The sequence below is a fragment of the Xanthomonas sontii genome, from assembly GCF_040529055.1.
GTDB classification, from domain to species: Bacteria; Pseudomonadota; Gammaproteobacteria; order Xanthomonadales; family Xanthomonadaceae; genus Xanthomonas_A; species Xanthomonas_A sontii.
On the sequence record NZ_CP132342.1, the window covers coordinates 2,671,013 to 2,694,464 of the forward strand.

At 69.7% G+C, this 23,452-nt stretch carries 24 protein-coding genes; 11 read left to right on the forward strand and 13 right to left on the reverse strand.

Annotation, left to right across the window (positions count from 1 at the left end; genetic code table 11):
* The first annotated feature begins 7 nt into the window (after window positions 1-7).
* The 5 genes from RAB70_RS11205 (at window position 8) to RAB70_RS11225 (ending at window position 6,298) form a co-directional block, all read left to right on the forward strand.
* On the forward strand, window positions 8-1,510 hold the full coding sequence (locus tag RAB70_RS11205) for an efflux transporter outer membrane subunit (RefSeq protein ID WP_192578915.1): 1,503 nt from the start codon (window positions 8-10) through the stop codon (window positions 1,508-1,510).
* A 174-nt stretch (window positions 1,511-1,684) separates the two neighbouring features.
* Complete coding sequence (locus tag RAB70_RS11210) at window positions 1,685-2,827, forward strand: ABC transporter ATP-binding protein (RefSeq protein WP_017912269.1); 1,143 nt, start codon at window positions 1,685-1,687, stop codon at window positions 2,825-2,827.
* Window positions 2,824-3,783, forward strand: a complete 960-nt coding sequence (locus RAB70_RS11215) for an ABC transporter permease subunit (RefSeq protein ID WP_148828097.1) — start codon at window positions 2,824-2,826, stop codon at window positions 3,781-3,783. Before RAB70_RS11210 ends, RAB70_RS11215 begins: the two co-directional genes overlap by 4 nt.
* Window positions 3,780-4,631, forward strand: a complete 852-nt coding sequence (locus tag RAB70_RS11220) for an ABC transporter permease subunit (RefSeq protein ID WP_017908176.1) — start codon at window positions 3,780-3,782, stop codon at window positions 4,629-4,631. Before RAB70_RS11215 ends, RAB70_RS11220 begins: the two co-directional genes overlap by 4 nt.
* A 302-nt stretch (window positions 4,632-4,933) precedes the next feature.
* Window positions 4,934-6,298, forward strand: a complete 1,365-nt coding sequence (locus tag RAB70_RS11225; protein WP_148828098.1) for an NAD-dependent succinate-semialdehyde dehydrogenase — start codon at window positions 4,934-4,936, stop codon at window positions 6,296-6,298.
* Window positions 6,299-6,471: 173 nt separating this feature from the next.
* Here RAB70_RS11225 and RAB70_RS11230 read toward each other — a convergent pair whose 3' ends face one another.
* The 11 genes from RAB70_RS11230 to RAB70_RS11280 all read right to left on the reverse strand — a co-directional run bounded on the left by RAB70_RS11230 (window position 6,472) and on the right by RAB70_RS11280 (window position 15,537).
* The gene (locus tag RAB70_RS11230; protein ID WP_017908178.1) at window positions 6,472-7,467 is read right to left on the reverse strand and encodes a magnesium and cobalt transport protein CorA; all 996 of its coding nucleotides are present in this window, start codon (window positions 7,465-7,467) and stop codon (window positions 6,472-6,474) included.
* Window positions 7,468-7,516: 49 nt separating this feature from the next.
* Window positions 7,517-8,782 carry a DUF4105 domain-containing protein gene (locus RAB70_RS11235; protein ID WP_408068875.1) on the reverse strand — a complete coding sequence of 422 codons (1,266 nt, stop codon included), beginning with the start codon at window positions 8,780-8,782 and terminating at the stop codon, window positions 7,517-7,519.
* A 20-nt stretch (window positions 8,783-8,802) separates the two neighbouring features.
* The gene (locus RAB70_RS11240) at window positions 8,803-9,684 is read right to left on the reverse strand and encodes an HlyC/CorC family transporter (RefSeq protein WP_026144230.1); all 882 of its coding nucleotides are present in this window, start codon (window positions 9,682-9,684) and stop codon (window positions 8,803-8,805) included.
* A gap of 111 nt (window positions 9,685-9,795) precedes the next feature.
* On the reverse strand, window positions 9,796-10,407 hold the full coding sequence (locus RAB70_RS11245; protein ID WP_148828099.1) for a hypothetical protein: 612 nt from the start codon (window positions 10,405-10,407) through the stop codon (window positions 9,796-9,798).
* 208 nt (window positions 10,408-10,615) lie between these two features.
* Window positions 10,616-11,110 (reverse strand): hypothetical protein, encoded by a 495-nt coding sequence (locus tag RAB70_RS11250; protein ID WP_148828100.1) that lies wholly within the window; start codon window positions 11,108-11,110, stop codon window positions 10,616-10,618.
* A gap of 53 nt (window positions 11,111-11,163) precedes the next feature.
* Complete coding sequence (gene ybeY, locus RAB70_RS11255; protein ID WP_017908182.1) at window positions 11,164-11,649, reverse strand: rRNA maturation RNase YbeY; 486 nt, start codon at window positions 11,647-11,649, stop codon at window positions 11,164-11,166.
* 53 nt (window positions 11,650-11,702) lie between these two features.
* Window positions 11,703-12,590, reverse strand: a complete 888-nt coding sequence (locus tag RAB70_RS11260) for a hypothetical protein (protein ID WP_225851565.1) — start codon at window positions 12,588-12,590, stop codon at window positions 11,703-11,705.
* A gap of 104 nt (window positions 12,591-12,694) precedes the next feature.
* The gene (locus RAB70_RS11265; RefSeq protein WP_148828101.1) at window positions 12,695-13,261 is read right to left on the reverse strand and encodes a hypothetical protein; all 567 of its coding nucleotides are present in this window, start codon (window positions 13,259-13,261) and stop codon (window positions 12,695-12,697) included.
* Window positions 13,258-14,244, reverse strand: a complete 987-nt coding sequence (locus tag RAB70_RS11270; RefSeq protein WP_148828102.1) for a PhoH family protein — start codon at window positions 14,242-14,244, stop codon at window positions 13,258-13,260. The genes RAB70_RS11265 and RAB70_RS11270 overlap by 4 nt, the downstream gene beginning before the upstream one ends.
* A 397-nt stretch (window positions 14,245-14,641) precedes the next feature.
* The gene (locus tag RAB70_RS11275; protein WP_148828103.1) at window positions 14,642-15,043 is read right to left on the reverse strand and encodes an ACT domain-containing protein; all 402 of its coding nucleotides are present in this window, start codon (window positions 15,041-15,043) and stop codon (window positions 14,642-14,644) included.
* Window positions 15,040-15,537, reverse strand: a complete 498-nt coding sequence (locus tag RAB70_RS11280; RefSeq protein WP_017911252.1) for an OsmC family protein — start codon at window positions 15,535-15,537, stop codon at window positions 15,040-15,042. Before RAB70_RS11280 ends, RAB70_RS11275 begins: the two co-directional genes overlap by 4 nt.
* A gap of 71 nt (window positions 15,538-15,608) precedes the next feature.
* On the opposite strand from RAB70_RS11280, the gene RAB70_RS11285 reads away from it, so the two are divergent.
* Window positions 15,609-16,274 carry a helix-turn-helix transcriptional regulator gene (locus RAB70_RS11285; protein WP_148828104.1) on the forward strand — a complete coding sequence of 222 codons (666 nt, stop codon included), beginning with the start codon at window positions 15,609-15,611 and terminating at the stop codon, window positions 16,272-16,274.
* A gap of 17 nt (window positions 16,275-16,291) precedes the next feature.
* Here the strand turns inward: RAB70_RS11285 and miaB are convergent, their stop codons facing one another.
* Together miaB and RAB70_RS11295 are read right to left on the reverse strand one after the other, a co-directional pair.
* Window positions 16,292-17,716 (reverse strand): tRNA (N6-isopentenyl adenosine(37)-C2)-methylthiotransferase MiaB, encoded by a 1,425-nt coding sequence (gene miaB / locus RAB70_RS11290; RefSeq protein WP_148828105.1) that lies wholly within the window; start codon window positions 17,714-17,716, stop codon window positions 16,292-16,294.
* A gap of 69 nt (window positions 17,717-17,785) precedes the next feature.
* On the reverse strand, window positions 17,786-18,403 hold the full coding sequence (locus RAB70_RS11295; RefSeq protein WP_148828106.1) for a glutathione S-transferase family protein: 618 nt from the start codon (window positions 18,401-18,403) through the stop codon (window positions 17,786-17,788).
* A 76-nt stretch (window positions 18,404-18,479) separates the two neighbouring features.
* On the opposite strand from RAB70_RS11295, the gene RAB70_RS11300 reads away from it, so the two are divergent.
* From RAB70_RS11300 to RAB70_RS11320, 5 genes are all read left to right on the forward strand, one after another.
* Complete coding sequence (locus tag RAB70_RS11300; RefSeq protein WP_148828107.1) at window positions 18,480-19,454, forward strand: YafY family protein; 975 nt, start codon at window positions 18,480-18,482, stop codon at window positions 19,452-19,454.
* Window positions 19,455-19,553: 99 nt separating this feature from the next.
* On the forward strand, window positions 19,554-20,504 hold the full coding sequence (locus tag RAB70_RS11305; RefSeq protein WP_148828108.1) for a lytic transglycosylase domain-containing protein: 951 nt from the start codon (window positions 19,554-19,556) through the stop codon (window positions 20,502-20,504).
* 146 nt (window positions 20,505-20,650) lie between these two features.
* Window positions 20,651-21,280 (forward strand): ubiquinol-cytochrome c reductase iron-sulfur subunit, encoded by a 630-nt coding sequence (gene petA, locus RAB70_RS11310; protein WP_026143542.1) that lies wholly within the window; start codon window positions 20,651-20,653, stop codon window positions 21,278-21,280.
* A 3-nt stretch (window positions 21,281-21,283) separates the two neighbouring features.
* Window positions 21,284-22,546 (forward strand): cytochrome bc complex cytochrome b subunit, encoded by a 1,263-nt coding sequence (locus tag RAB70_RS11315; protein WP_017908207.1) that lies wholly within the window; start codon window positions 21,284-21,286, stop codon window positions 22,544-22,546.
* A complete protein-coding gene (locus tag RAB70_RS11320) occupies window positions 22,539-23,285 on the forward strand; it encodes a cytochrome c1 (RefSeq protein ID WP_148828109.1) in 747 nt (248 codons plus the stop codon). Before RAB70_RS11315 ends, RAB70_RS11320 begins: the two co-directional genes overlap by 8 nt.
* Window positions 23,286-23,452 lie beyond the last annotated feature (167 nt).

Consider the following 23,452-nt stretch of genomic DNA (forward strand, 5'->3'; position numbering starts at 1 on the left):
CATGGCCCTGCGTTTCTCCCGCGTTCTCGTCGCCGCCGCGCTGCCCTCGCTGCTGTCGGCCTGCATGCTCGGCCCGGACTACGTGAAGCCGCCGCCGGTGGCCGAGGCGGCGCTGGCGCAGCCGCGGCTGCACCGCGCCGATGCCACGGCCGCGGCCGCCGGCGTGGTGCCGGCACCGCCGCCGCAGCGCTGGTGGGACACCCTGCAGGATCCGCAGTTGACCATGCTGGTCGAGCAGGCCCTGCAGCACAGTCCCAACCTGCGGGTGGCGCAGGCGCGCCTGCGCGCCTCGCGCGCGCTGGTCGACCAGCGCCACGCCGAGCAGTTGCCCAGCGTCGGAGCGACGGCCGCCTATCTCAACGCGCGCGCGCCGGATGCGCTGACCGACCGCCTGGGCAGCATCGCCGCCGGCACCGGCCAGCCGGTGGAGATCGATCCGCGCGCGCAGCTCTACAGCGTCGGCATCGATGCCAGCTGGGAACTGGATTTCTTCGGCCGCCGCCGCCGCGCCAGCGAGGGCGCACTGGCCGATGCCCAGGCCGACGAGGCCGACCTGGCCGACACCCAGGTGCAGATTGCCGCCGAAGTGGGGCAGGCCTACCTGGGCTACCGCAGCACGCGTGCGCGCATGGCCGTGGCCCAGCGCAACCTGGAGGCTGCCCGGCAGACCCTGCAGCTGACCCGGCAGCGCCGCGAGCGCGGCGCCGACGCCGACCTGCAGGTGGAACGCGCGCAGGCGCAACTGCAGCAACAGGAAGCGGTACTCCCGGACCTGCAGGCGCAGGCGCAGGTGGCGCTGGACCAGTTGGCGCTGCTGATCGGCCGCGAGCCCGGCGCGCTCGATGCCGAACTGGCCGCCGACCGGCCGTTGCCGACGCTGCCGGCGACGGTGCCGGTGGACGATGCCGGCGCGCTGATCCGGCGGCGCCCGGACGTGCGCCGCGCCGAGCGCCAGCTGGCCGCCTCGTCGGCAAAGATCGGCGAAGCGCTGACCGCGTATTTCCCGCAGGTCACGCTGCTGGGAAATATCGGCATGGCCGCGACCTCGCCGGGCGATCTCGGCCGCGACGCCGTCAACAGCGTGGTGGCGCCGTTCCTGCGCTGGTCGATCTTCGATTTCGGCGGCACCCGTGCCAAGGTCGAGCAGGCCCGCGCCGGCAACGCCGCGCGGCTGGCCGCCTACGAAGGTACGGTGCTGGCCGCGCTGCAGGACGCCAACGGCGCCCTGGCGCGGTTCGGCGCCGCGCGCCAGCAGGCGCTGGCCGCGGACAAGGCCGCCGCCTCGGCCGATCGTTCCGCGGCGTTGCTGCAACAGCGCTATGCCGCCGGCGCCTCGTCGCTGATCGATGCGCTGGACGTGCAGCGCCAGCAGGCCTCCGCCCAGGACAGTGCGCTGCAGGCGCATACCCAGGTGCTGCTGCGCTACGTGGCCTTGCAGAAGAGCCTGGGCCTGGGCTGGGCGGCGCCGCAGGCACCGGCGTCCGCGCCAGCGCCAGCCACGGCGCAGTAAGCGCGTGCTGCTTTGACGAATCCCCAATCCCGACTCCCGAATCCCGCGCCGCCGCGCGGCGTGGCCGCCGCGGTATCGCCGACGCGGCGCCCACGGCTACACTGAGGCTCACCGCGCCGCGGTCGCCGTCGCAGCGGCGCTCCGCACGACGGCGTGCTTCACGGGGAATCACCGATGGCGTTGAGCGAAGCGAGAACCGACCATCTGCCGGCACCGCCGCCGGCCAAGGGTGCCGGCTATGTGTCCATCGCCGGTCTGCGTAAGGAATTCGACGGCTTCGTCGCGCTGGACGACATCGACCTGGATATCGGCCAGGGCGAGATCTTCGCGCTGCTGGGCGGTTCCGGCAGCGGCAAGTCGACGCTGCTGCGCTGCCTGGGTGGATTCGAGCAGCCCAGCCGCGGCCGCATCGTGCTCGACGGCCAGCCGCTGGATGGGCTGCCGCCGTACCAGCGCCCGCTCAACATGATGTTCCAGTCCTATGCGCTGTTCCCGCACATGAGCGTGGAGCAGAACATCGCCTTCGGGCTGAAGCAGGACGGCCTGTCGCGCAGCGCCATCGCCAGCCGTGTCGGCGAGATGCTGGAGCTGGTGCGGCTGGGCACGCTCGGCAAGCGCAAGCCGCACCAGCTCTCCGGCGGCCAGCAGCAGCGCGTGGCGCTGGCGCGCTCGCTGGCCAAGCGGCCGAAACTGCTGCTGCTGGACGAGCCGATGGGCGCGCTGGACAAGAAGCTGCGCTCGCAGATGCAGCTGGAACTGGTCTCGATCATCGAGACCTCGGGGGTGACCTGCGTGATGGTCACCCACGACCAGGAGGAGGCGATGACCATGGCCACGCGCATCGCGCTGATGGAGCAGGGCCGCATCCGCCAGGTCGGCACGCCGGGCGACATCTACGAGTCGCCGAACAGCCGTTTCGTCGCCGAGTTCATCGGCTCGGTGAACATGTTCGAGGGCCGCATCGGCGAGGACCATCCCGACCACGTGACCGTGCTCTGCCCGCAGTTCCCGGTGCCGATCTACATCAGCCACGGCATCACCGGCGTGGAAGGGCAGGAGGTGGCGTTCGCGGTGCGCCCGGAAAAGGTCTGGATCACCAAGGGCGAACCCGAGCAGACCTACAACAAGGCGCGCGGCACCATCGAGGACATCGCCTATTTCGGCAGCCACTCGATCTTCCACGTGCGTCTGCCCAGCGGCATCCGCGTGCAATCCAACTTCGCCAACCAGAAGCGCTGGGACAGCGAAGGCATGACCTGGGGCGACACGGTGTGGGTGTCGTGGGACGACAACGACGGCGTGGTGCTGACCGCATGAGCGCGCCCGTGGTCCCGGTGCCGCAACCGACGCCACGGCTGCGCCTGCAGCAGCGCCTGCGCCTGGGCTCGCTGCCGGCGCTGCGCTGGCTGGTGATCGCCGCGCCGTACCTGTGGCTGCTGCTGTTCTTCGCGATCCCGTTCCTGATCGTGCTGCGCATCTCCTTCGCCGAGCAGGCCATCCGCAGCCCGCCGTACAGCGAACTGCTCGAAGTCCGCGATGGCGTGCTGACGCTGAAGCTGACCCTGCAGAACTACCTGGCGCTGCTGCGCGACCACCAGTACATCGAGGCCTACTGGGGCTCGATCAAGATCGCCGGCATCTCCACCGCGCTGACCCTGCTGATCGGTTACCCGATGGCCTACGCGATCGCGCGGCTGTCGCCGTCGGCGCGCAACATCGCGATGATGCTGGTGGTGCTGCCGTCGTGGACCTCGTTCCTGATCCGCGTCTACGCCTGGATCGGCATCCTCGACAGCAACGGCGTGCTCAACCGGGCGCTGCTGGCGCTGGGCCTGATCGATGCGCCGCTGCACATCCTCTACACCCCGGTCGCCGCCTACATCGGCATCGTCTACTGCTACCTGCCGTTCATGGTGCTGCCGCTGTACGCGACCCTGGTCAAGCTCGACCAGCGCCTGCTCGAGGCCGCCTACGATCTCGGTGCGCCGCCGTGGAAGGCGTTCCTGACCGTGACCCTGCCGCTGTCGCGGCCGGGCATCGTCGCCGGCTGCATGCTGGTGATGATCCCGGCGGTGGGCGAGTTCGTGATCCCGGAGATGCTCGGCGGCCCGGACACGCTGATGATCGGCCGGGTGCTGTGGGGCGAGTTCTTCAACAACCGCGACTGGCCGACCGCCTCGGCGGTGGCGATCGCGATGCTGGCGTTGCTGATGGTGCCGATCCTGATCTTCAACCGCTACCAGCAGCGCCAGCTCGAAGGCGGGCAGGCATGAGCGGCGCGCGCGGCGGCATGGGCAGGGTATTGCGCTGGACGGTGCTGGGCGCCGGCTTCGCCTTCCTGTACCTGCCGATCCTGCTGTTGATGGTGTATTCGTTCAACGCCTCCAAGCTGGCGACGGTGTGGGCCGGCTTCTCCACCAAGTGGTACGGCGAACTGCTGCGCGACCGGCAGATCCTGCAGGCGGCGTGGATCAGCCTGAAGGTGGCGTTCTGGACCGCTACCGCGTCGATGGTGCTCGGCACGCTGGCGGCGATGGCGATGACCCGCTTCCGCCGCTTCCCCAGCAAGAGCCTGTTCGGCGCGCTGGTGACCGCGCCGCTGGTGATGCCGGAGGTGATCATCGGCCTGTCGATCATGATGATGCTGGTATCGATGGGCGGCGTGCTCGGCATCCCGCCCAAGGGCGTGATGGCGATCTGGGCCGCGCATGTCACCTTCACCCTGTCCTTCGTCACCGTGGTGGTGTCCTCGCGCCTGCAGGAGCTGGATCGCTCGCTGGAAGAGGCGGCGATGGACCTGGGCGCCAACCGGCTCAAGGTGTTCTTCCTGATCACCGTGCCGATCATCGCCCCGGCGCTGGTGTCGGGCTGGCTGCTGGCGTTCACCCTGTCGCTGGACGACGTGGTGATCGCCAACTTCGTCGCCGGCCCGGATTCGACCACGCTGCCGATGACCGTGTTCTCCTCGGTGCGCATGGGCCTGAAGCCCAAGATCAACGCGCTGGCCACGCTGATGGTGCTGGCGGTGTCGATCGCCGCCGTCGTCGGCTGGTGGCTGATGGCGCGCAGCGAGAAGCGCCGCCAGCGCGACATGCAGTTGGCGCAACAGCAGGGGGGATGATGTGCGCTGCTTTTCCGTGGAGCGGCGTCAGCCGCGAAACGCATTGCCGGTAAGCCCTGTCGCGGCTTAAGCCGCTCCCGCAGGATCTTGCGCCGAGCTTGCCTGGTGCACTGTGGGAGGGACTCCAGTCCCGACGCATTGCGCCATCGGAAAGCACGGCGCGTCGCTCCTGGCTGCTGCATGACAGTCGACTCACACAGGCCACGCGGAACACTGTGAGCCATCGCGCTCTCTGGCATCGCCACGTCGCCGCAACGTCCACGGCGCTAGGCTGGCCGGACACTTTTCCAGGAGTCCGCGCGATGCCTTACGACACCGTCAATCCGGCCAACGGCCAGGTCGAATACAGTCTCGAGCTGATGGATGCCGCCGCCGTCGAACAGCGCCTGGCCGCTGCGGCGCAGGCGTTCCCGGGCTGGGCGGCGACGCCGCTGGAGCAGCGCGGCGCGCTGCTGCGCAAGGTCGGTGCGCAACTGCGCGAACAGCGCGACGCGATCCAGCGGGTGATGACCGCGGAAATGGGCAAGCTGCGCAAGGAGGCGCTGGCCGAACTCGACAAGTGCGCCGCCGCCTGCGACTACTACGCCGAGCATGCGGCCGACTACCTGCGCGAGCAGGCGGTGGCCACCGATGCGCAGCGCAGCTACGTGCGCTACGAACCGCTGGGCTGCGTGCTGGCGGTGATGCCGTGGAACTTCCCGATCTGGCAGGTGTTCCGCTTCCTGGCGCCGGCGCTGATGGCCGGCAACGTCGCCCTGCTCAAGCACGCCAGCAACGTGCCGCGCTGCGCCGACGCGATCCGCAAGGTGCTGGCCGACGCCGGCGTGCCGGACGGGGTGTTCGACGTGCTGCACATCGACAACGACCAGGCCGCCGAGGTGTTGCGCGATGCACGCGTGGCTGCAGTCACGCTCACCGGCAGCGAGCGCGCCGGCCGCTCCATCGCCGCCAATGCCGGTGGGCAGCTGAAGAAGTGCGTGATGGAGCTGGGCGGCAGCGACGCCTTCGTGGTGCTGGACGACGCCGACCTCGACGCCACCGTGGCCGCGGCGGTGAAGTCCCGCTTCGACAACGCCGGGCAGACCTGCATCGCGGCCAAGCGTTTCGTGGTGGTGGAGGCGATCGCCGACGAATTCGTGCGCCGCTTCGTGGCCGCCGCCGCCGAGCGTCGCCTCGGCGACCCGCAGGACGAGGCGACCACGCTGGCGCCGATGGCGCGCCAGGACCTGCGCGACGAACTGCACAAGCAGGTGCAGGCCAGCATCGCCAAGGGCGCGAAGCCGCTGCTCGGGTGCGAACCCAAGCGCGACAGCCACGCCGGCTATCCGGCGTCGATCCTCGACAATGTGGCGCCGGGCATGCCGGCCTACGACGAGGAACTGTTCGGCCCGGTCGCGGCGATCCTGCGCGTGGCCGACGAAGCCGAGGCGGTGCGCGTGGCCAACGACACCACCTTCGGCCTCGGCGGCAGCGTCTGGACCCGTGATCGCGCCCGCGGCGAGCGCGTGGCCTGCCAGCTGCAGTGCGGCGCCGCCTTCGTCAACGCCATCGTCAAGAGCGACGTGCGCCTGCCGTTCGGCGGCATCAAGCGCTCCGGCTTCGGCCGCGAACTGGCCGAGCATGGCATCCATGAGTTCATGAACATCAAGTCGGTGTATGTGGCGTAAGGCAGGGAATTGGGAGTAGGGAATGGGGAATGGGAAAAGCGGCGGCGCCCGATGGGCGCCGTCTGTCACGGATGATTGCTGCACGCCGATGGTTACAGCACTGCCTCACGTGAGCGGCGCGCTGTCTATTCCCGATTCCCGTTTCCCCATTCCCGCCGCCGCGACGCGGCGGCTCACAACCACCTCGCCCGCTTGAACGCCACATACAGCGCCACGCACACCGCGGCGACGCCGCCGACCATCAGTGGGTAGGCCCAGGGCCATTCCAGTTCCGGCATCTGTTTGAAGTTCATGCCGTACCAGCTGGTGATCAGGGTCGGAGCGGCGAGCAGGGCGGCCCAGGCGCCGAGGCGCTTGACCGTCTCGCCCTGGGCCAGGGTGACCAGCGACAGGTTCACGCTCAGCGCGGTGCCGAGCATTTCGCGCAGGGTGTCGATGGCGTCGTTGGTGCGCACCGCATGGTCGAGCACGTCACGCACGTACAGCCGCACTTCCTCGGCGATCAGCGGGCCGGGGTGGCGCTTGAGGTGCGCCAGCACGTCCTGCAGCGGCGCCACCGCCAGACGCATCTGGTTGAGTTCGCGCTTGAGTTCGTACAGACGGATCGCGGTGTCGCGCCGATACGACTCGGCGAAGATGTCGGCCTCCAGCCGTTCCAGGCTCTGCCGGAAGGCGTCGAGGATCGGCTGGTAGTTGTCCACCACATAGTCCAGCACCGCGTACAGCGCGTAGGACGGGCCCAGTTTCATCAGCGAGGCCTCGCGTTCCAGCCGCTCGCGCACCGGCGCGTAGGGCAGCGAGGCGCCGTGGCGCACGGTCAGCAGGAAGCGCGCGCCGAGGAAGGCGTGGGTTTCGCCGTAGACGATGCGTTCGTCGATCACCTGCGCGGTGTGCACCGCCAGGAACAGCGAGTTGCCGAAGGCCTCGACCTTCGGCCGCTGGTGCGCCTTGCGGGTGTCCTCGATCGCCAGTTCGTGCAGCTGGAACTCCTCCTTGAGCTGCTGCAGCACCGCGTCGCCGGGTTCGTACATGCCGACCCAGACGAAGCCGTCGTCGTGGCCGGCCAGCACGTCGCTGATCTGCTCCAGGGCGATGTCGTGGCGGCGGCCGTGGCCGTCGTAGTGCACGCAGTTGATGACGCAGGCGGGATTGGCGGTCGCGGAGGCCATGGCGGGAGTGGGTTCGGCGGAGGCGCGCGTGGCGAGTGGCGCGACGGTATCAGGGCTGCGGGCGAGGGCGGGTGAGCGCCCAGGCCAGCGCCGCGTGCACCGGCAGCAGCAATGCGATCCATTGCAGGTTGAATTGCGGCTGCAGCATCGACAGCCAATGGATCAGCAGCGCGGCGCCGGCCAGCGCCACCACCAGCCACAGCAGCACGTCGAACCAGCGTCCGGGGCGGCGCCCGCGCAGCACGGCAATGCCGCCGACCAGCAGCGGCAGGCACAGCGGATCCAGCAGCAGCAGGTTGCGGTTGCCCCAGGCGGCACGATGCTCGCTGAAGCCCCACAGGTACAGCAGGACCGCGCCGCCGAGCGCGCACAGCAGCCAGAACGGCAGCGCCAGCGCGGCCAGCCAGCGCGGGCGGCGGCCCAGCGCCAGCACCCCCGCCGCCGCGACCAGCCCGACCAGCAGCCACGGCCACCAGTGCCGCAGCTGTTCCGGCGGCTCCGGCGGCAGCCGCTGCGGCAGCAACTGCTGGCGCGTCTGCACCAGCGGGCGGCCTTCGCTGTTGCGCACCTCGCTCAGGCTCTCGGCCAGGCGCATCGGCACGAACGCCTCTTCCCAGCGCGACAGCGGTTTGTCGGCGTACGGGCCCAGGCCCAGGTCGAAGCCCAGCCACATCCACGGTGCCGGCGAGGCCAGGCGCACCGATTCGCTGCGGTAGGTATTGCCGCGCGAGCGGCCCGACAGTTGCGCGTGCAGCGCGCCGCCCATGGCCCGGTCCAGCGCGTCGCGGACCATCGTGGCGCAGTTGGCGGTGTAGTAGTCGTAGCGGTAGCGCGCGTTCTCCGGGCGCGCGCGCCAGGCCAGCGCCTGCTGCAGCGCGCGTGCCTGCGCCGGGGCAAGGTCCAGCCACTGGATGTCGACGCCGCGGCCGGCTTCGCGGTATTGCTCCAGATCCTCCTGCAGCGGCAGCGCGACCAGGTAGTAGCGCATGTCGCCGGCGGCGAAGCGGCCGACGAAGCCCGGTTCGCTGGGGTCGAAGAAACCGAAGTTGTACGAGGTGGCCTGGCCCGTGCGCGGGTCGAGCACCACGATGGCGTCGTGGCCGAAGCGCTCGAAGAACACTTCGCCGGGCTGCATCGTGGCCACGCCGATGCGCGGCGCCGGGTCGCTGGCGTCGGCGGTCGCAGCCGCGTCGGGCGCTGCGGGCGCCGCTGCGGCCAGCGGCGGCGGTGCCGCCGGATCCGCAGGCGCGGTCTGCGCGAAGGCCAGCCCGGTCCACAGGGCCAGCAGCATTCCCAGCCAGCAGGCCGCGCGCATGCGCGGCACGCGGTGCGTGCTCAAGCGCCGTCCTGCGCGGGAGGCGGCAGGATGGTGACGTGGAACGCCTGCACCCGGCGCGCGTCGGCCTTCGCCACACGGAACGCGAATCGGCCCAGGGTCAGTTCCTCGCCGGTCTCGGGCAGGTGCCCGATCGCCTCGGTGACCAATCCACCGACGGTGTCGTAGTCGTCGTCGGGGAAGTCGGCGCCGAAGCGCTCGTTGAAATCCTCGATCGGGGTCAGCGCATCCACCACGTACTGGCCGTCGGCCTGTGCGGCGATCAGCGAGGCCTCGTCCTCGGCGTCGTCGTGCTCGTCGTCGATGTCGCCGACGATCTGCTCCAGCACGTCCTCGATGGTCACCAGCCCGGCCACGCCGCCGTACTCGTCGACCACGATCGCCATGTGGTTGCGCGAGAGCCGGAACTCCTTGAGCAGCACGTTGAGCTTCTTCGACTCGGGAATCAGCACCGCCGGGCGCAGCAGTTCGCGCACCGTGCCGGGACCGTGGTCGGCGACCACGCCGCGCAGCAGGTCCTTGGCCAGCAGGATGCCGAGGATGTCGTCCTTGTTCTCGCCATGCACCGGGAAGCGCGAGTGGCCGGATTCGACCACCTGCTTCATCAGGTCGAGGAAGCGCGACTCCACCGGCAGCGACACCATCTGCGCGCGCGAGACCATCACGTCGCCGACGGTGAGTTCGGAGACCGACAGCGCGCCCTCCATCATGCGCAGCGTGTCGGCGGCGATCAGGCCATCGTGCTGCGCGTCGCGCAGCACCTCGACCAGATCGTCGCGGGTGTGCGGGTCGCCGGAGAACACCGAGGTCAGGCGTTCCAGCCAGCCGCGACGTTTTTCGTGGGATTCCGGGGAGGTACTACTCGGTCCGTCTTCTGACATGTTCTGTGGGTAGGCGCCCGGTCGAACGGGCGGTAGCCGCAAGTCTAGCAGGGCGCTCGCGACAGCATCGCGACGTCGGCGGCCCGCACCGGTCGGCCCGCCGGCGCGGGTTCAGCCGCCCTTGGCCGGCGTGTGCAGCGCGTCCAGTGCCGGTGCCGCGCCCGGCTCCTCGGGCAGGTCCAGGCTGTAGCTGCAGCCGGCCAGGGTCTTGCCGGGATGCGATTTCACAGTGGACACGCTGAGGATGATCGACTCGATCATCGGCTCGCCGGTCTTGGGATCGTGGACGTCGCGGCTGAGCACTTCGCGGCCGAACATGGCCTTCTTCGGGGTGTCCACCGCCGCTTCCAGATTCAGCCGCTTGGCCAGCGGCCGCGGGTCGGGCAGGTCCAGGATCGCCATTACGCTGGCGCCGGAGAAGGCGATGCGCTCGCTGCTGTAGCCGAATACCTGGATCGGCCGGGTCAGCGCGTACTCGGTCATGAACAGGTTGGACTGCGGCAGCGGCCGCCAGCCGTGCGCGACCGCCTTCAGCGGATCGGCCAGCAGCGGCGCCAGCGCGGCGAAGTCGGCCTCGTGCTTGCGGCATTCCAGCAGTCCCGGCAGGTCGATGGCGGGATCGGCGGCCGTGCTGGCAGCAGGCGCGGCAGCGGGTGGCGTGGCGGTCGCCGCCGCCGGAGCGACACAGCCGAGCGCGAGCAGGACGAGCGAGGGACGGATCAACGCACGGAACCTCGAAGAAAAGCGGGGCTGCGGCGATCGCCGCGCGGCCACGTTACCGCCGGCGCCCGCGCTTGACCAGCGCGGGACGACACCGGGGTCGGGACGCGGTCTGTGCGAGGGTGTTGCCGCAGTGTCGCAATGACGCTTTCGTCCATTCCAGATGGACAGCGTGCGGCTGGTATTGGCAAGGCAGGACGGACGAGCCCGATTACCTAGCCGAGGAATTCGGTTCGGATACGTTGGTCGAGCGCCGCGCCTGCCGCAGCCATTGCCATGCGTTAGGCAGGGTCAGCAATCCGGCGGCGAGGAACAGCAGCGACAACGCCAGCAGCGTGTTGTTGGCATCGACATGCCGGCGCAGGCTGGACAGGCACTGCCACGCCGCGAACGCCAGCGGGCACAACAGGGCCACGCGTCCGGCGCGCACCGGGATGCGGACTGGTTCGGCGCCTGTGCGGTGCCGGCGCTGGTACAGCCAGCGCCAGGCGCTCGGGGTGGTCGCGAGCACCAGCAGGGTCAACAGGCCCAATGCTGCCTGATTGGGCGCGGAAAGGACGCCGCTGCCGCCGAACGTGGGCGCCGGCCGGATCAGGCCGAGGTAGACGTGGCAGCACAGGGCGATCGTCCAGACCAAGGCGGCGATGCCGTGACGGCGCTGCGACGCGCTTGCCTGTCGGGATTGCGGGGCGGTGGGTGCATCCATGCGTGGCGATCTCCTGCGGAAGACCAGAAGAGTGCCGTGTCGGCGTCGCTGGATCAACGCTCGCCAGCGTAGGGGTCGGAGACGCCGAGGTCGGCCAGTATCTCGCGCTCCAACTGCTCCATCGCTTCGGCTTCCTTGTCGTCCTCGTGGTCCCAGCCGAGCAGGTGCAGCACGCCGTGCACGGTCAGGTGCGCGTAGTGCGCGTTGAGCGGCTTGTCCTGTTCGGCGGCCTCGCGTGCCACCACCGGTGCGCAGATCACCAGATCGCCGAGCAGCGGCAGCTTGACGCCCTTCGGCAGCCCCTCGGGCAGTTCGGCCGGGAAGCTGAGCACGTTGGTGGCGTAGTCCTTGCCGCGGTAGTGCTGGTTGAGGGCGCGGCCTTCGCGGTCGTCGACCAGGCGGATCGCCAGGTCGGCCTCGCGGATGCGGCCCTTCAGTGCCGCAGCGACCCACTTGCGGAAGCTCGGCGCCGCCGGCAGCCCGGCGCGGGGCAGGGCGTAGCTGACGCCGACATCGAGGCGGACGGGACCTTTGGTCATGGCGGAACGGCCGGGTGCTGCGGTGGGGGCCACAGTATCGCGCTAACGCGCGCTCAGGGCGACGCCCAGTCGCCGGCGTCGTAGGCGATCTCGATCACAGCGGCATTGCCTGCCGCGCGGTCGATGCCAGCGTCTGCGGCGGATTTGCTGCAGTTGAAGCCCTGGTAGAGGGTGCTCTGGCGGACGAGCTGCAGTGCCGCCTGTTCCGGCTTGCCGTTCGGGTCGATCTGGATGGTCGGTGTCGCGCAGCCGCCGACATTGTTCACCTGGATGGCGGGCACGAGCGTGCGCGCCGCCTGGTCGGCGAGGGTGTCGAAGGCATCCGGTCCGATGTCCTGCGCGGCGGCCGACACGCGCACCTTGAAGTAGTAGAGCTGTTTGTAGAACAGATAGCCGTTGGAGCGGGCCGGTGCATCCTCCGGGTCGAGGCGCAGTTCCATCCGCAGCTTTTCTCCGGGCACACGTTGGGCCTCGGCGATCGCCGCGACCAGCGCCTTGTCCAGGGCGCTGGCGGCCTTCGGCGCCGGTTCGACGACGATGCCCAGCTCGAATCGTTGCGCGCCCAGTTCGTGCAGTTCCGCGTAGGTGCCGCCGGAGACCGCTGCGCCCAGATCGGCACGGAAGCCCGCCATGCCGTCGGCGATGGCCCGCGCCGATTCCTTTTGTCCGGCGGGATAGACGAACACGTTGATGGTCAGTTCCGGATGACCGTTCAGCACGTAGAGGAAGCCGGCGCCGGCGGCCTTGGCGGCCGGGTCGTACTTGCTGCTGCGCAGGCTGAAGTCGCCCACGGTGCCGGGAGCGACCACGTAGCTGGTTTCGACGAAGGGGCGCGCCGGCGTTGCTGCGGGCGGCGCAGCCGTGGCGGCAGCCGCTGGCGCGGCGCAAGTGGCCAGGATCGGCCAGAGCAGACAGGCGAACGACGACGATCGCTGGAACATGGCACCTCCCCGTGCACGGCAGCAGCATCGCAGTGTACGTCGGTCACTGCCGGGTGGTGCGTGCGGTCGCTACGGAGTGCCGCGACAGGCGCGCAGCAGCAGGTTCACGTCACGCATGCGACCAGGAACAGCAGCGGGGTCTTTTCGTCGTCGATGCGGTAGGCCAGGCTGCCCATCGGGCCTCGCTGGCATTGCGGATTGTCGCGCCGGATGTCCACCGTGGCGGCGAAGCGCCCCGACGCGGGCAGCCACACCGCGGCCTGGCCGTGTTCGAGCAGTTGGCCGACGAGGTAGAAACTGTCCGCTGGCACCTTTGCGTAGGCCAGCGCATTGCAGCCGAAGCGGTCGCGCGTCACGCCGGCGCCTTCGGCCGCATCGAGCAGCGCTTGCGCGCGGGTGCCGGCGATCCAGGCCAGGCGTTGCGCTTCGTTGCCGTGCGGCGCAGTCGGCAAAGTACGGGCGATCGCCGCGGCGCGCTCGAGCACATCGCGCTGCAGGCCGATGCTGGCGGTGTCCTGCACGATCGACAGGCACGGCGGGGTCAGCGATTGCGCCAGGGCGATGCGCTGCGGTGCCGGGTCCTGCGCTGGCGGCGGATCCTGCGGCTGGCCGCTGGCGCCGCCGGCCGCGCAAAGCAGCGCTGCCAGCAGGCCGGGCCAGGGCCGGATCATGCGGAAGGGCCGCTGGCGCGGTCGACCACGTCGCGCTTCTCGTAGGCGTTGACGATGCGCGCCACCAGCGGATGCCGGACCACGTCGCGCGCCTCGAAGAAGGTGAAGCTGACTCCGTCCACCTCGTGCAGCACCTCGACGGCATCGCGCAGGCCGGACTTGACGTGCTTGGGCAGGTCGATCTGGGTCAGGTCGCCGGTGACCACCGCGGTGCTGCCGAAGCCGAGGCGGGTCAGGAACATCTTCATCTGCTCGATGGTGGTGTTCTGCGCCTCGTCCAGGATCACGTAGGCGTCGTTGAGGGTGCGCCCGCGCATGTACGCCAGCGGCGCGATCTCGATGACGTTCTTCTCCAGCAGCTTGACCACCTTCTCCACGCCCAGCATCTCGTACAGCGCGTCGTACAGCGGGCGCAGGTAGGGGTCGACCTTCTGGGTGAGGTCGCCCGGCAGAAAGCCCAGCTTCTCGCCGGCCTCCACCGCCGGGCGCACCAGGATCAGCCGCTGCACCCGCGATTCGTTCAGCGCCTCCACCGCGCTGGCCACGGCCAGGAAGGTCTTGCCGGTGCCGGCCGGGCCGATGCCGAAGTTGATGTCGTGGGTGGCGATCTGGTGCAGGTACTTGGCCTGGTTGGCGCCGCGGCCGCGCACCGTGCCGCGCCTGACCTTGATCGCCACGTCCTGCGGCTGGTACGCGCGCTGCGTCACCTGGTCGACGTTGGACTGGTTGAGCCGCAGGTGGATTTCCTGGTCGTCGAAGGCGACGTGGTCGGCCTCGGCGTACAGCGCCTGCAGCAGCCGCTCGGCCGCCGCCACCGCCGGCTCCGGCCCGGTCACCCGGTACACGTTGCCGCGGTTGGAGATCTCCACGCCCAGGCGCAGTTCGATCTGCCGCAGGTGCGCATCGAACGGGCCGGCCAGGTTGGCCAGGCGCTCGGTGTCGGCGGGATCCAGGGTGAAGTCGCGTTGCGCGGGGGTGGTCATGGCGGGCGCGCGCCGCCGGCGGCGACGTCGAAAAAAGAGGGGCGCAAAGGGTAGCGCGCGGCGCGTAGCCGGGCCAGTGAAGGGCGCGCGGCGGCGACGTCGGCGTCGGCCCGCCGGTGCGGTCGAGGTACGCCTTGCGGATCTGCAGGCGCACGTGCCCCGCCATCGCCCGGACCTGCGCGCCGCGGCAATGGCAACGTTGTCCACAATGCGTGTGGATCGATTGTCCAAAAGCCTGTGGACAACCGCGCGAACGCCTTGCCACGCAAGGCGCCGCCCTGTGCTGGCGAAAAAATCGCACGCGTGCGGCCGGCGATGCATCCGTGGCAACGGCGTTCGTCTTTTCCGGGATCGGTTATGACGTGCCTTGGCGGCGATCACCATCGCCAGCGCCGTCTCAACGCCGCGCGTCGCGCGCCTGCATCCAGGCGTCCGCAATCGCGCGTGCACCGCCGGGGTCGTCCACGACCAGGATCAGGTGCCCGTGGTGGTCGCTGTACTGCACGGCGATGTTGATGCCGGCGGCGCCGAGCATGCCGGTCAGCAGGCCGAGCTGTCCCGGCGTGTCCTGGTCCAGGCGCAGGCTCACCACCGGGTGTTCGGCGGCCACGTGCAAACCGTGCGCGCGCAAGGCCTCGCTTGCCGGTGCGGCGGCATCGAACAGGAAGTGCGCCACCGCGCGCCCGTCCACGCGCCACACGCCCCCGCCTTCGATGCTGATGCCGGCCGCGCCGAGTGCCTGGGCCATGGCGGACAGAGCGCCGGGGCGGTCTTCGAGGTGGATTTCGACGTCCTTCATCGCGCGGCCTCCGGCGGCTCGCCCGGGCGCACGATCGTCGCCTCGCAACGCACCGGCATGGCGCAGCTGTTGGCGATGAAGCACTGCGCGTGGGCCTGTGCGTGCAAGGCCTGTGCGCGGTGCGCGTCGCTGTCCGCCGCGATGGTCACGCGCGGCGCCAGCGCCACCTCGCGAAAGCGTCCGCCGTGGCCGGGGCGCATCTCCAGCCAGCCCTGGGCCTGGTCCTCGTAGGCCAGCACCTGGATGCCGCCATGCGCGCACAGGGCCAGGTAGGTGAGCATGTGGCAGGCGGCGAGAGCGCCGACGAACAGGTCTTCCGGATTGTGCAGCGCCGGATCGCCGAGGAAGAGCGGGTCGGCGCTGCCTGGCAGTGCCGCCTTGCCGGGAATCTGCAGCGTGTAGTCGCGGCCATAGTGGCTGTAGTCGGCGGTGCCGTTGCCGCGGTTGCCGGTCCAGCGCAACTGCGAAGCGTAGTGGTGCAGCGTGTCGGTCATGCGCCTGCCTCATGTGGGGAGCACGCAAGGTAGGCGCCAGCGTGGCGGCATGCTTCGTCTAGAATCGAAGCATGAGCGAAGACACCCTGCTTGCACGTGCCGCCTTTCTGCTCGGCGACCCGGCGCGCAGTCGCATGCTGGCGGCGTTGATGAGCGGACAGGCGCGCACTGCCAGCGAACTGGCGCTGGACGGCGCGGTGGCGCCGTCGACTGCGAGCCGGCACTTGTCGCAACTGGTCGAAGCCGGCTTGCTCGCGGTGGCGCGCCAAGGGCGACACCGCTATTTCCGTCTGGCCGGCGCAGACGTCGCCGCGGTGGTCGAGGCGATGATGGGACTGGCGCCGCCGCCGATGACGCGGCGGGTCGGCCCGGCGGATCCCGGCCTGCGCCGGGCGCGGGTGTGCTACGACCACCTTGCCGGCGAACTGGCGATCCGCTGGCGCCAACAGATGGAAGCGCGCGGGCATCTGCTGTGCAGCGACGGCATGGCCTTGAGCGCATCCGGCGCCGCCTGGTGCGCGGCGATCGGCATCGACGTGGCGGCGCTGCGTGCGTCGCGGCGGCCGCTGTGCCGGCCGTGCCTGGACTGGAGCGAGCGCCGCGACCACGTTGCCGGTGCGCTGGGCAGCGCCTTGCTCCGGTATCTCCTCGACACCGGCCTGGCCCTGCGCGTGCCGGATTCGCGGGTGGTGCAGATCGGCCCGCGCGGCGAGCGCTTCCTCAGCGCGCTCGACTAGCGCGCGCCCGGCGCCGCTCAGGCCGCGGCGTCGTCCTCGGCCAGGTGCAGGCGGCCGCGCAGCGAATTGCTCAGCGCCTCGGTGATCGTCACCTCGACGAACTGGCCGATCAGGCGCGGGTGGCCGGGGAAGTTCACCGAGCGCATGTTCTCGGTCTTGCCGGTCAGCTCGGCCGTGTTCTTCTTCGACGGTCCTTCCACCAGCACGGTCTGCACGCTGCCGATCATCCCCTGCGAGATCTGCTGCGCATGCGCATTGATGTGCGCCTGCAACCGCGCCAGCCGCGCGTGCTTGACCGCCTCGGGCGTGTCGTCTTCCAGGTCGGCGGCGGGCGTGCCCGGGCGCCGCGAGTAGATGAAGGAGAAGCTCTGGTCGAAGCCCACGTCCTCGATGAGCTTCATGGTCTTGTCGAAGTCGGCGTCGCTCTCGCCGGGAAAACCGACGATGAAGTCCGAGCTGATCGAGATGTCCGGGCGCACCGCGCGCAGCTTGCGGATCTTCTGCTTGAACTCCAGCGCGGTGTAGCCGCGCTTCATCGCGCTGAGGATGCGGTCGCTGCCGGCCTGCACCGGCAGGTGCAGATAGTTGGCCAGCTGCGGCACGTCGCGGTAGGCCTCCACCAGCGAGTCGCTGAATTCCAGCGGATGCGAGGTGGTGAAGCGGATGCGGCCGATGCCCTCGATCTGCGCGATGCTGCGGATCAGCAGGCCCAGGTCCGCGTACTGCGCTTCCTCGCCGGCCTCGGCGTCGGCGTAGGGGCCGCGGTAGGCGTTGACGTTCTGGCCGAGCAGGTTGATCTCGCGCACGCCTTGCGCTGCCAGTTGCGCGACTTCCACCAGCACGTCCTCGAACGGGCGGCTGATCTCCTCGCCGCGGGTGTAGGGCACCACGCAGAACGAGCAGTATTTGGAGCAGCCTTCCATGATCGACACGAAGGCCGAGGGGCCTTCGGCACGCGGTTCCGGCAGGCGGTCGAACTTCTCGACCTCGGGGAAGCTGATGTCCACCTGCGACTTGCCCGATTCGCGGCGCGCGCGGATCAGCTCCGGCAGCCGGTGCAGGGTCTGCGGGCCGAACACCAGGTCCACGTAGGGCGCGCGCTTGACGATCGCCTCGCCTTCCTGCGAGGCCACGCAGCCGCCGACGCCGATGATCACCGGCTTGCCGCCGGCCTTCAGCGCCTTCCAGCGGCCGAGCTGGCTGAACACCTTCTCCTGCGCCTTCTCGCGGATCGAGCAGGTGTTGACCAGGACCACGTCCGCTTCTTCGGGGTTGTCGGTCAGCTCCAGGCCTTCGGACGCGGCGAGCACGTCGGCCATCTTGGCCGAGTCGTACTCGTTCATCTGGCAACCGTGGGTCTTGATGTACAGCTTGCCGCGCACCGGCGCGGGTGCGGCGGCGGTGCCGGCGGAGGGCAGGGGATGCAGGACGGTCCCGGGCATGGCGCTTAATCCAGGCGGGTGGAAAGGAAGCCGGCTAGTTTACCCCTGCCTGCGCGCCAGCGCAGGACGCTAGCCCGCGGCGGCATCCACCGCCAGCGCGCGCTGCACCGCCGGCCGCGCCGCCATGCGCTCGGCGTAGGCGCGGGTCGGCGCCGGCGGGTCGAGCAGGCCGAACTGCAGCATCCAGCCCAGCGCGCTGCCCCACAGCACGTCGGCGGCGCTGCAGCGCGCGCCGAGCAGGTAGTCGCCGCGCGCCAGTTGCGCGTCCACCACCGCCAGCACGGTGTCGCAGTCGGCGTAAGGCGACATCGCCCGCGGTGGCGGCTCGCGCTTGAGCGCGCGGTCGACCAGGGCCGGTTCGAAGCAGGCGCCGTAGAACGCCAGCCAGCGCAGGTAGGGGCCGCGCAGCGGGTCGCCGATCGGCGGTGCCAGCCCGGCCTCGGGATACAGGTCGGCCAGATAGGGGTAGATCGCGCCCTGCTCGGTCACCACCGCGCCGGCGTGCACGATCGTCGGCACCTTGCCCATCGGGTTGATCGCCAGGTAGTCCGGCGCCAGTTGCGCCTGCCGATCGAAGTCGATGCGCTCGATGGCGTAATCGGCGCCCAGTTCCTCGAGCAGGATCAGCACGCCGCGCGAGCGCGAATGCGGGTTGTGGAACAGGGTGATGTGGCGGTCGCTGGTCATGGGCGGCTCCTGGCTGGTCGGTGCGAACACCCTAGACCCCATTGCGGACAGATCCTGTCCGCAATAGCGTGCGCCGATGTCATCGCCCGCCGCCCGCCTGTTGCGCCTGATCGCCCTGCTGCAGACCCGCCGGCTGTGGTCCGGCGCCGAACTGGCCGCGCGGCTCGGTGTGGACCGGCGCAGCCTGCGCCGCGACGTGGAGCGGCTGCGCGCGCTGGGCTACGCCGTGGAGGCCGCGGCCGGGGTCGGCGGCGGGTACCGGCTGGCGGCCGGCGCGCAGATGCTGCCGCTGCTGTTCGAGGAGGACGAGGCGGTGGCGGTCGCGGTGGCGCTGCGCGCGGCCTGCGCCAGCATGGCCGGCCTGGAGGACACCGCGGTGCGGGTGCTGGCCAAGCTCGAACCGCTGCTGCCGACGCGGGTGCGGCAGCGCGCCGAGGCCTTGCAGGGGGCGACCCTGGCGCTGGGCCAGGACCCGCTACGGCCGGACACGCGGGTGCTGATCGGGGTCGCCAGCGCTTGCCGCGACCGGCGCCTGCTCGGTTTCGCCTACCGCGACCATTCCGGGCGCGCCAGCGAGCGGCTGGTCGAGCCCTTGCGCCTGGTCAACGCCGGCCGCCGCTGGTACCTGCTGGCCTGGGACCGCGATCGTGCCGACTGGCGCACCTTCCGCGCCGAACGCATCGTGCCGCCCTTGCAGCTCGGCGCGGCGGTGGCGTTGCGCCTGCCGCCGCAGGAACCGGCGGCCATGGTCGACGCGGCGATCCGCTACAGCCCGCAGGCGATGGGTTTTGCCCTCAGTGTGCGGCTGCGTGGCAGCGCCGCCGAGCTGGGGGCGCGCATTCCAATGTGGTGCGGCACCCTGCAGGACGAGGCCGACGGCCACTGCCGGCTGTCGCTGCTGGCCGACGCCGTGCCGTGGCTGGCGGCGCAATTGCTGACCATCGGCGTGCCGTTCGCAGGTCTGGAGGCCACGGCCGAGGTGCGGACGGCGCTGCGCGGGGTGCTGAACGCGTTGCTGGAGCAGGTGCCGGAGCCGGCACCGGTGGAGTAGGTGATACGGACGGGGAGGGCGCACTGGCCGCCCGGCGCTGCTCCAGCCCCGGACGGTGCGGACTTGGCAAGCGGCGGGGAAGTTGGGACACTCGCCGCCATGAAGGGGATGCTGTGGCTCCTGGGGCTGGGACTCGCCACGTTGACGGCTGCGCCGGCCAGCGCCGGCACCCTGTACAAGTGCACCGGCAACGACGGCGTGCCCAGCTACGGCAGCAAGCGCGTGTCCGGCGCCAGCTGCAGCGTGATCGGCCGCTACACCCCCGACCGCCGCGCCGCGCGGGCCGCCCCTGCGCCGGCCAGGGCCAGCACCGAGCGGCCGCCCAGCCGCGGCGTCATCGCCAGCGCCGGCACCGTGGCGCCGGCCACCCTGATCAGCGCGCCGGTCGCCGCCCCGGCCCCGGTGACCGCCAACGCCGTGCCCAACCGGGTCGCCCCGGTGTCGCCCAGCAGCAGTGGCGCGCCACGGCGTCTGGTCAGCGGTCAGCTGTATTCGTACATGAAGGACGGCGTGCGCCACTACACCAGTGCGCGTCCGACCCAGGTCGCCAATCTCGGCGCGGTGCGCACGATCCGCTACAGCTTCATGGAAACCTGCTATGCCTGCGCCAACCCGGGGGTCAACTTCGGTGCGGTGCGCCTGAACACCACCGCCTACCAGAGCGAGATCGCCGCCGCCGCGCGCGAGTACGGTGTCGACGAAGCGGTGGTGCGCGCCATCATCCACGCCGAGTCCGCCTACAACCCGACGGCCCTCAGCCGCGCCGGTGCGCAGGGGCTGATGCAGTTGATGCCGCCGACCGCGCGCCGCTTCGGCGTCAGCGATTCGTTTGATGCAGCGCAAAACATTCGCGGCGGCGTGCAGTACCTGGCGTGGCTGCTGAAGCGCTTCAACGGCAACCTCAGTCTGGCCGCGGCCGGCTACAACGCTGGCGAAGGCGCGGTAGACAAACACGGCGGGGTGCCGCCGTACAGCGAGACCCAACGCTACGTGCAGCGGGTGGGCGTGCTCGCCGAGCGCTACCGCGGCGTGCTGGCGACCGCGCATTGAGCCGTCGCCGCGGCCCGGCAGGAGGCGTTGCACGTCCATTGTCGGCGCGTTAAGGGTTCCGCTACACTGCAGTGGATTCAGTGCGGCTCGACCCCCACCGAGCTGCTGGCAGCCTCACGCTACCCAATCACAGATCGGAGTGCCGGATGGCCAACGATGGGGTCAACGATTCTGTAAATGTAGGACGCCGCCGCTTTCTCACCGCCACCACGTCCGTCGTGGGCGCGGTCGGTGCGGGGTTCGTCGCGGTTCCTTTCATCAAGTCCTGGAATCCGAGCGCAAAGGCCAAGCTGGCCGGCGCGCCGGTCACCGCCGACATCAGCGCCCTGCAGGAAGGGCAGCGCCTGATCCTGGAATGGCGCGGCCAGCCGATCTGGATCGTCAAGCGCTCCAAGGCGATGCTCGATGCGTTGCCGTCGCTGGACAGCCGGCTCAAGGATCCGGAGTCCACCAACAAGGACCAGCAGCCGGACTACGTGCTGAAGAATCCGGAGTACCGCTCGATCAAGCCCGACGTCTCGGTACTGGTCGGCCTGTGCACCCATCTGGGCTGCTCGCCGGAAATGGTCGCCGAGATCCGCCCCGAACCCTACGACCCCGACTGGAAGGGCGGCTATTTCTGCCCCTGCCACAAGTCGCGCTTCGACATGTCCGGCCGCGTGTTCCAGGGCGTGCCGGCGCCGATCAACCTGCTGGTGCCGCCGCACCACTACCAGGACGACAACACGCTGGTGATCGGCGTGGACCCGAGCGCGTCCGCGAAGGGAGGGGCGTAAGTCATGGCCGACAACATCCTCACCCGCACCGCGGGCAACGTGTTCGACTGGGTCAACGAGCGCGCTCCCGGGCTGATGCCGTTCTACCGCAAGCACGTCACCGAGTACTACGCGCCGAAGAACTTCAACCTCTGGTACTACTTCGGCTCGCTGGCGATGGTGGTGCTGGTCAACCAGATCGTCACCGGCATCTTCCTGACGATGCACTACAAGACCAGCGCGGCCGAGGCGTTCAACTCGGTCGAGTACATCATGCGCGACGTCGAGTGGGGCTGGCTGATCCGCTACATGCACTCCACCGGCGCCTCGCTGTTCTTCATCGTGGTGTACCTGCACATGTTCCGCGGGCTGATGTACGGCAGCTACAAGAAGCCGCGCGAGCTGGTGTGGATCCTGGGCATGCTGATCTACCTGGTGCTGATGGCCGAAGCCTTCATGGGCTACGTGCTGCCCTGGGGGCAGATGTCGTTCTGGGGCGCGAAGGTGATCATCTCGCTGTTCGGCGCGATCCCCGTGATCGGCAACGGCCTGACCGAGTGGATCATGGGCGATTACCTGCCGTCCGACGCCACCCTCAACCGCTTCTTCGCCCTGCACGTGATCGCCCTGCCGCTGGTGCTGCTGCTGCTGGTGGTGCTGCACCTGGGCGCGCTGCACGAGGTCGGTTCCAACAATCCCGACGGCGTGGAGATCAAGAAGGGGCCCAAGGGCAACCGTTGGAGCCCGAACAAGCCGGCCGACGGCATCCCGTTCCATCCGTACTACACGGTCAAGGACCTGGTCGGCGTCGGTTTCCTGCTGATGATCGGCGCTTTTATCATCTTCTTCGCGCCCGGCTTCGGCGGCCTGTTCCTGGAGCACGACAACTTCACCGAGGCCAACCGCCTGGTGACGCCGGAGCACATCAAGCCGGTCTGGTACTACACCCCGTACTACGCGATGTTGCGGGTGGTGCCGAACAAGCTTGGCGGCGTGCTGGTGATGTTCTCGGCCATCGCGATCCTGTTCCTGGTGCCGTGGCTGGATCGCGCCAAGGTCAAGTCGATCCGCTACCGCGGCTGGATCTCGCGGGTGATGCTGGGGATTCTTGCGGTGTGCTTCGTCTGGCTCGGCGTGATCGGTTCCGGCCCCGGTACCGAGATCATCGAGACCTACATCGGCCGCGTGCTGACCGTGCTGTATTTCGCCTTCTTCCTGACGATGCCGATATGGACCTCGCTGGATCGAACCAAGCCGGTGCCGGAGCGGGTGAGCAGCCATGACTAAGCGCCTGATCGCCGTGCTCGCCGGCTTCGCGTCGGCCCTGCTGCTGTCCGCCTCGGCCATGGCCGCCGAGGGTGCCGCCACCCTGCAGGCCGGCAACGACCTGGGCGACCGCGCCTCGCTGCAGCGCGGCGCCAAGCTGTTCATGAACTACTGTTCCGGCTGCCATTCGCTGAAGTACCTGCGCTACCAGCGCATGGCCGAGGATCTGGGCCTGAGCGAGGACGAGGTGATGCACAACCTCAACTTCACCGGCGCCAAGATCGGCGAACACATCGAGACGGCGATGCCGCACGATGCGGCGACCAAATGGTTCGGCAAGGCGCCGCCGGACCTGAGCCTGATCGCCCGCGTGCGCGGCACCGACTGGGTCTACACATACCTCAAGTCGTTCTATCTCGACCAGTCGCGGCCGCTGGGCTGGAACAACAAGCTGTTCGCCAACGCCTCCATGCCCAATCCGCTGTGGGACCTGCAGGGCCTGCAGCAGCCGGTCTACGGCAAGGCCGAGCAGCCGGGCGTGGACAAGCCGGTGGAGCGGCTGCAACTGGCGACGCCGGGCAAGCAGAGCCCGGTCGAGTTCGACCAGACGGTGCGCGACATCAGCAATTTCCTCGAATACGCCGGCGAGCCGGCGGCGCTGAAGCGGCAGAACCTGGGCGTGTGGGTGGTGCTGTTCCTGGCGCTGCTGACCTTCCTGGCCTATCTGCTGAAGAAGGAATACTGGAAGGACGTGCATTGAGTCGCGGCCGTTTCGGCCGCGTCCCGGCTGCACCGTTGCTGAGCCGATCCCCTGTTCATCCTATTGGCTTTTGTGAGCGAGGGTTGCACACTCAGGGGCCGTGACGACCGTCCGCAATGTGCGGGCGGCGTCGATGCGGCCGGCGGATTCCGGCCGTCGGAGAGCCT

Coding starts and splice junctions, on each gene's coding strand:
- RAB70_RS11275 (WP_148828103.1), bottom strand. CDS start 15,043: ATGAAGGACGTCGAAATCCACCTCGAAGACCGCCCCGGCGCTCTGTCC.
- miaB (WP_148828105.1), bottom strand. CDS start 17,716: ATGCCCGGGACCGTCCTGCATCCCCTGCCCTCCGCCGGCACCGCCGCC.
- RAB70_RS11250 (WP_148828100.1), bottom strand. CDS start 11,110: ATGGATGCACCCACCGCCCCGCAATCCCGACAGGCAAGCGCGTCGCAG.
- RAB70_RS11215 (WP_148828097.1), top strand. CDS start 2,824: ATGAGCGCGCCCGTGGTCCCGGTGCCGCAACCGACGCCACGGCTGCGC.
- RAB70_RS11285 (WP_148828104.1), top strand. CDS start 15,609: ATGAGCGAAGACACCCTGCTTGCACGTGCCGCCTTTCTGCTCGGCGAC.
- RAB70_RS11320 (WP_148828109.1), top strand. CDS start 22,539: ATGACTAAGCGCCTGATCGCCGTGCTCGCCGGCTTCGCGTCGGCCCTG.
- RAB70_RS11295 (WP_148828106.1), bottom strand. CDS start 18,403: ATGACCAGCGACCGCCACATCACCCTGTTCCACAACCCGCATTCGCGC.
- petA (WP_026143542.1), top strand. CDS start 20,651: ATGGCCAACGATGGGGTCAACGATTCTGTAAATGTAGGACGCCGCCGC.
- RAB70_RS11260 (WP_225851565.1), bottom strand. CDS start 12,590: ATGTTCCAGCGATCGTCGTCGTTCGCCTGTCTGCTCTGGCCGATCCTG.
- RAB70_RS11240 (WP_026144230.1), bottom strand. CDS start 9,684: ATGTCAGAAGACGGACCGAGTAGTACCTCCCCGGAATCCCACGAAAAA.
- RAB70_RS11230 (WP_017908178.1), bottom strand. CDS start 7,467: ATGGCCTCCGCGACCGCCAATCCCGCCTGCGTCATCAACTGCGTGCAC.
- RAB70_RS11220 (WP_017908176.1), top strand. CDS start 3,780: ATGAGCGGCGCGCGCGGCGGCATGGGCAGGGTATTGCGCTGGACGGTG.
- RAB70_RS11225 (WP_148828098.1), top strand. CDS start 4,934: ATGCCTTACGACACCGTCAATCCGGCCAACGGCCAGGTCGAATACAGT.
- RAB70_RS11270 (WP_148828102.1), bottom strand. CDS start 14,244: ATGACCACCCCCGCGCAACGCGACTTCACCCTGGATCCCGCCGACACC.
- RAB70_RS11265 (WP_148828101.1), bottom strand. CDS start 13,261: ATGATCCGGCCCTGGCCCGGCCTGCTGGCAGCGCTGCTTTGCGCGGCC.
- RAB70_RS11235 (WP_408068875.1), bottom strand. CDS start 8,782: ATGCGCGCGGCCTGCTGGCTGGGAATGCTGCTGGCCCTGTGGACCGGG.
- ybeY (WP_017908182.1), bottom strand. CDS start 11,649: ATGACCAAAGGTCCCGTCCGCCTCGATGTCGGCGTCAGCTACGCCCTG.
- RAB70_RS11210 (WP_017912269.1), top strand. CDS start 1,685: ATGGCGTTGAGCGAAGCGAGAACCGACCATCTGCCGGCACCGCCGCCG.
- RAB70_RS11280 (WP_017911252.1), bottom strand. CDS start 15,537: ATGACCGACACGCTGCACCACTACGCTTCGCAGTTGCGCTGGACCGGC.
- RAB70_RS11305 (WP_148828108.1), top strand. CDS start 19,554: ATGAAGGGGATGCTGTGGCTCCTGGGGCTGGGACTCGCCACGTTGACG.
- RAB70_RS11315 (WP_017908207.1), top strand. CDS start 21,284: ATGGCCGACAACATCCTCACCCGCACCGCGGGCAACGTGTTCGACTGG.
- RAB70_RS11300 (WP_148828107.1), top strand. CDS start 18,480: ATGTCATCGCCCGCCGCCCGCCTGTTGCGCCTGATCGCCCTGCTGCAG.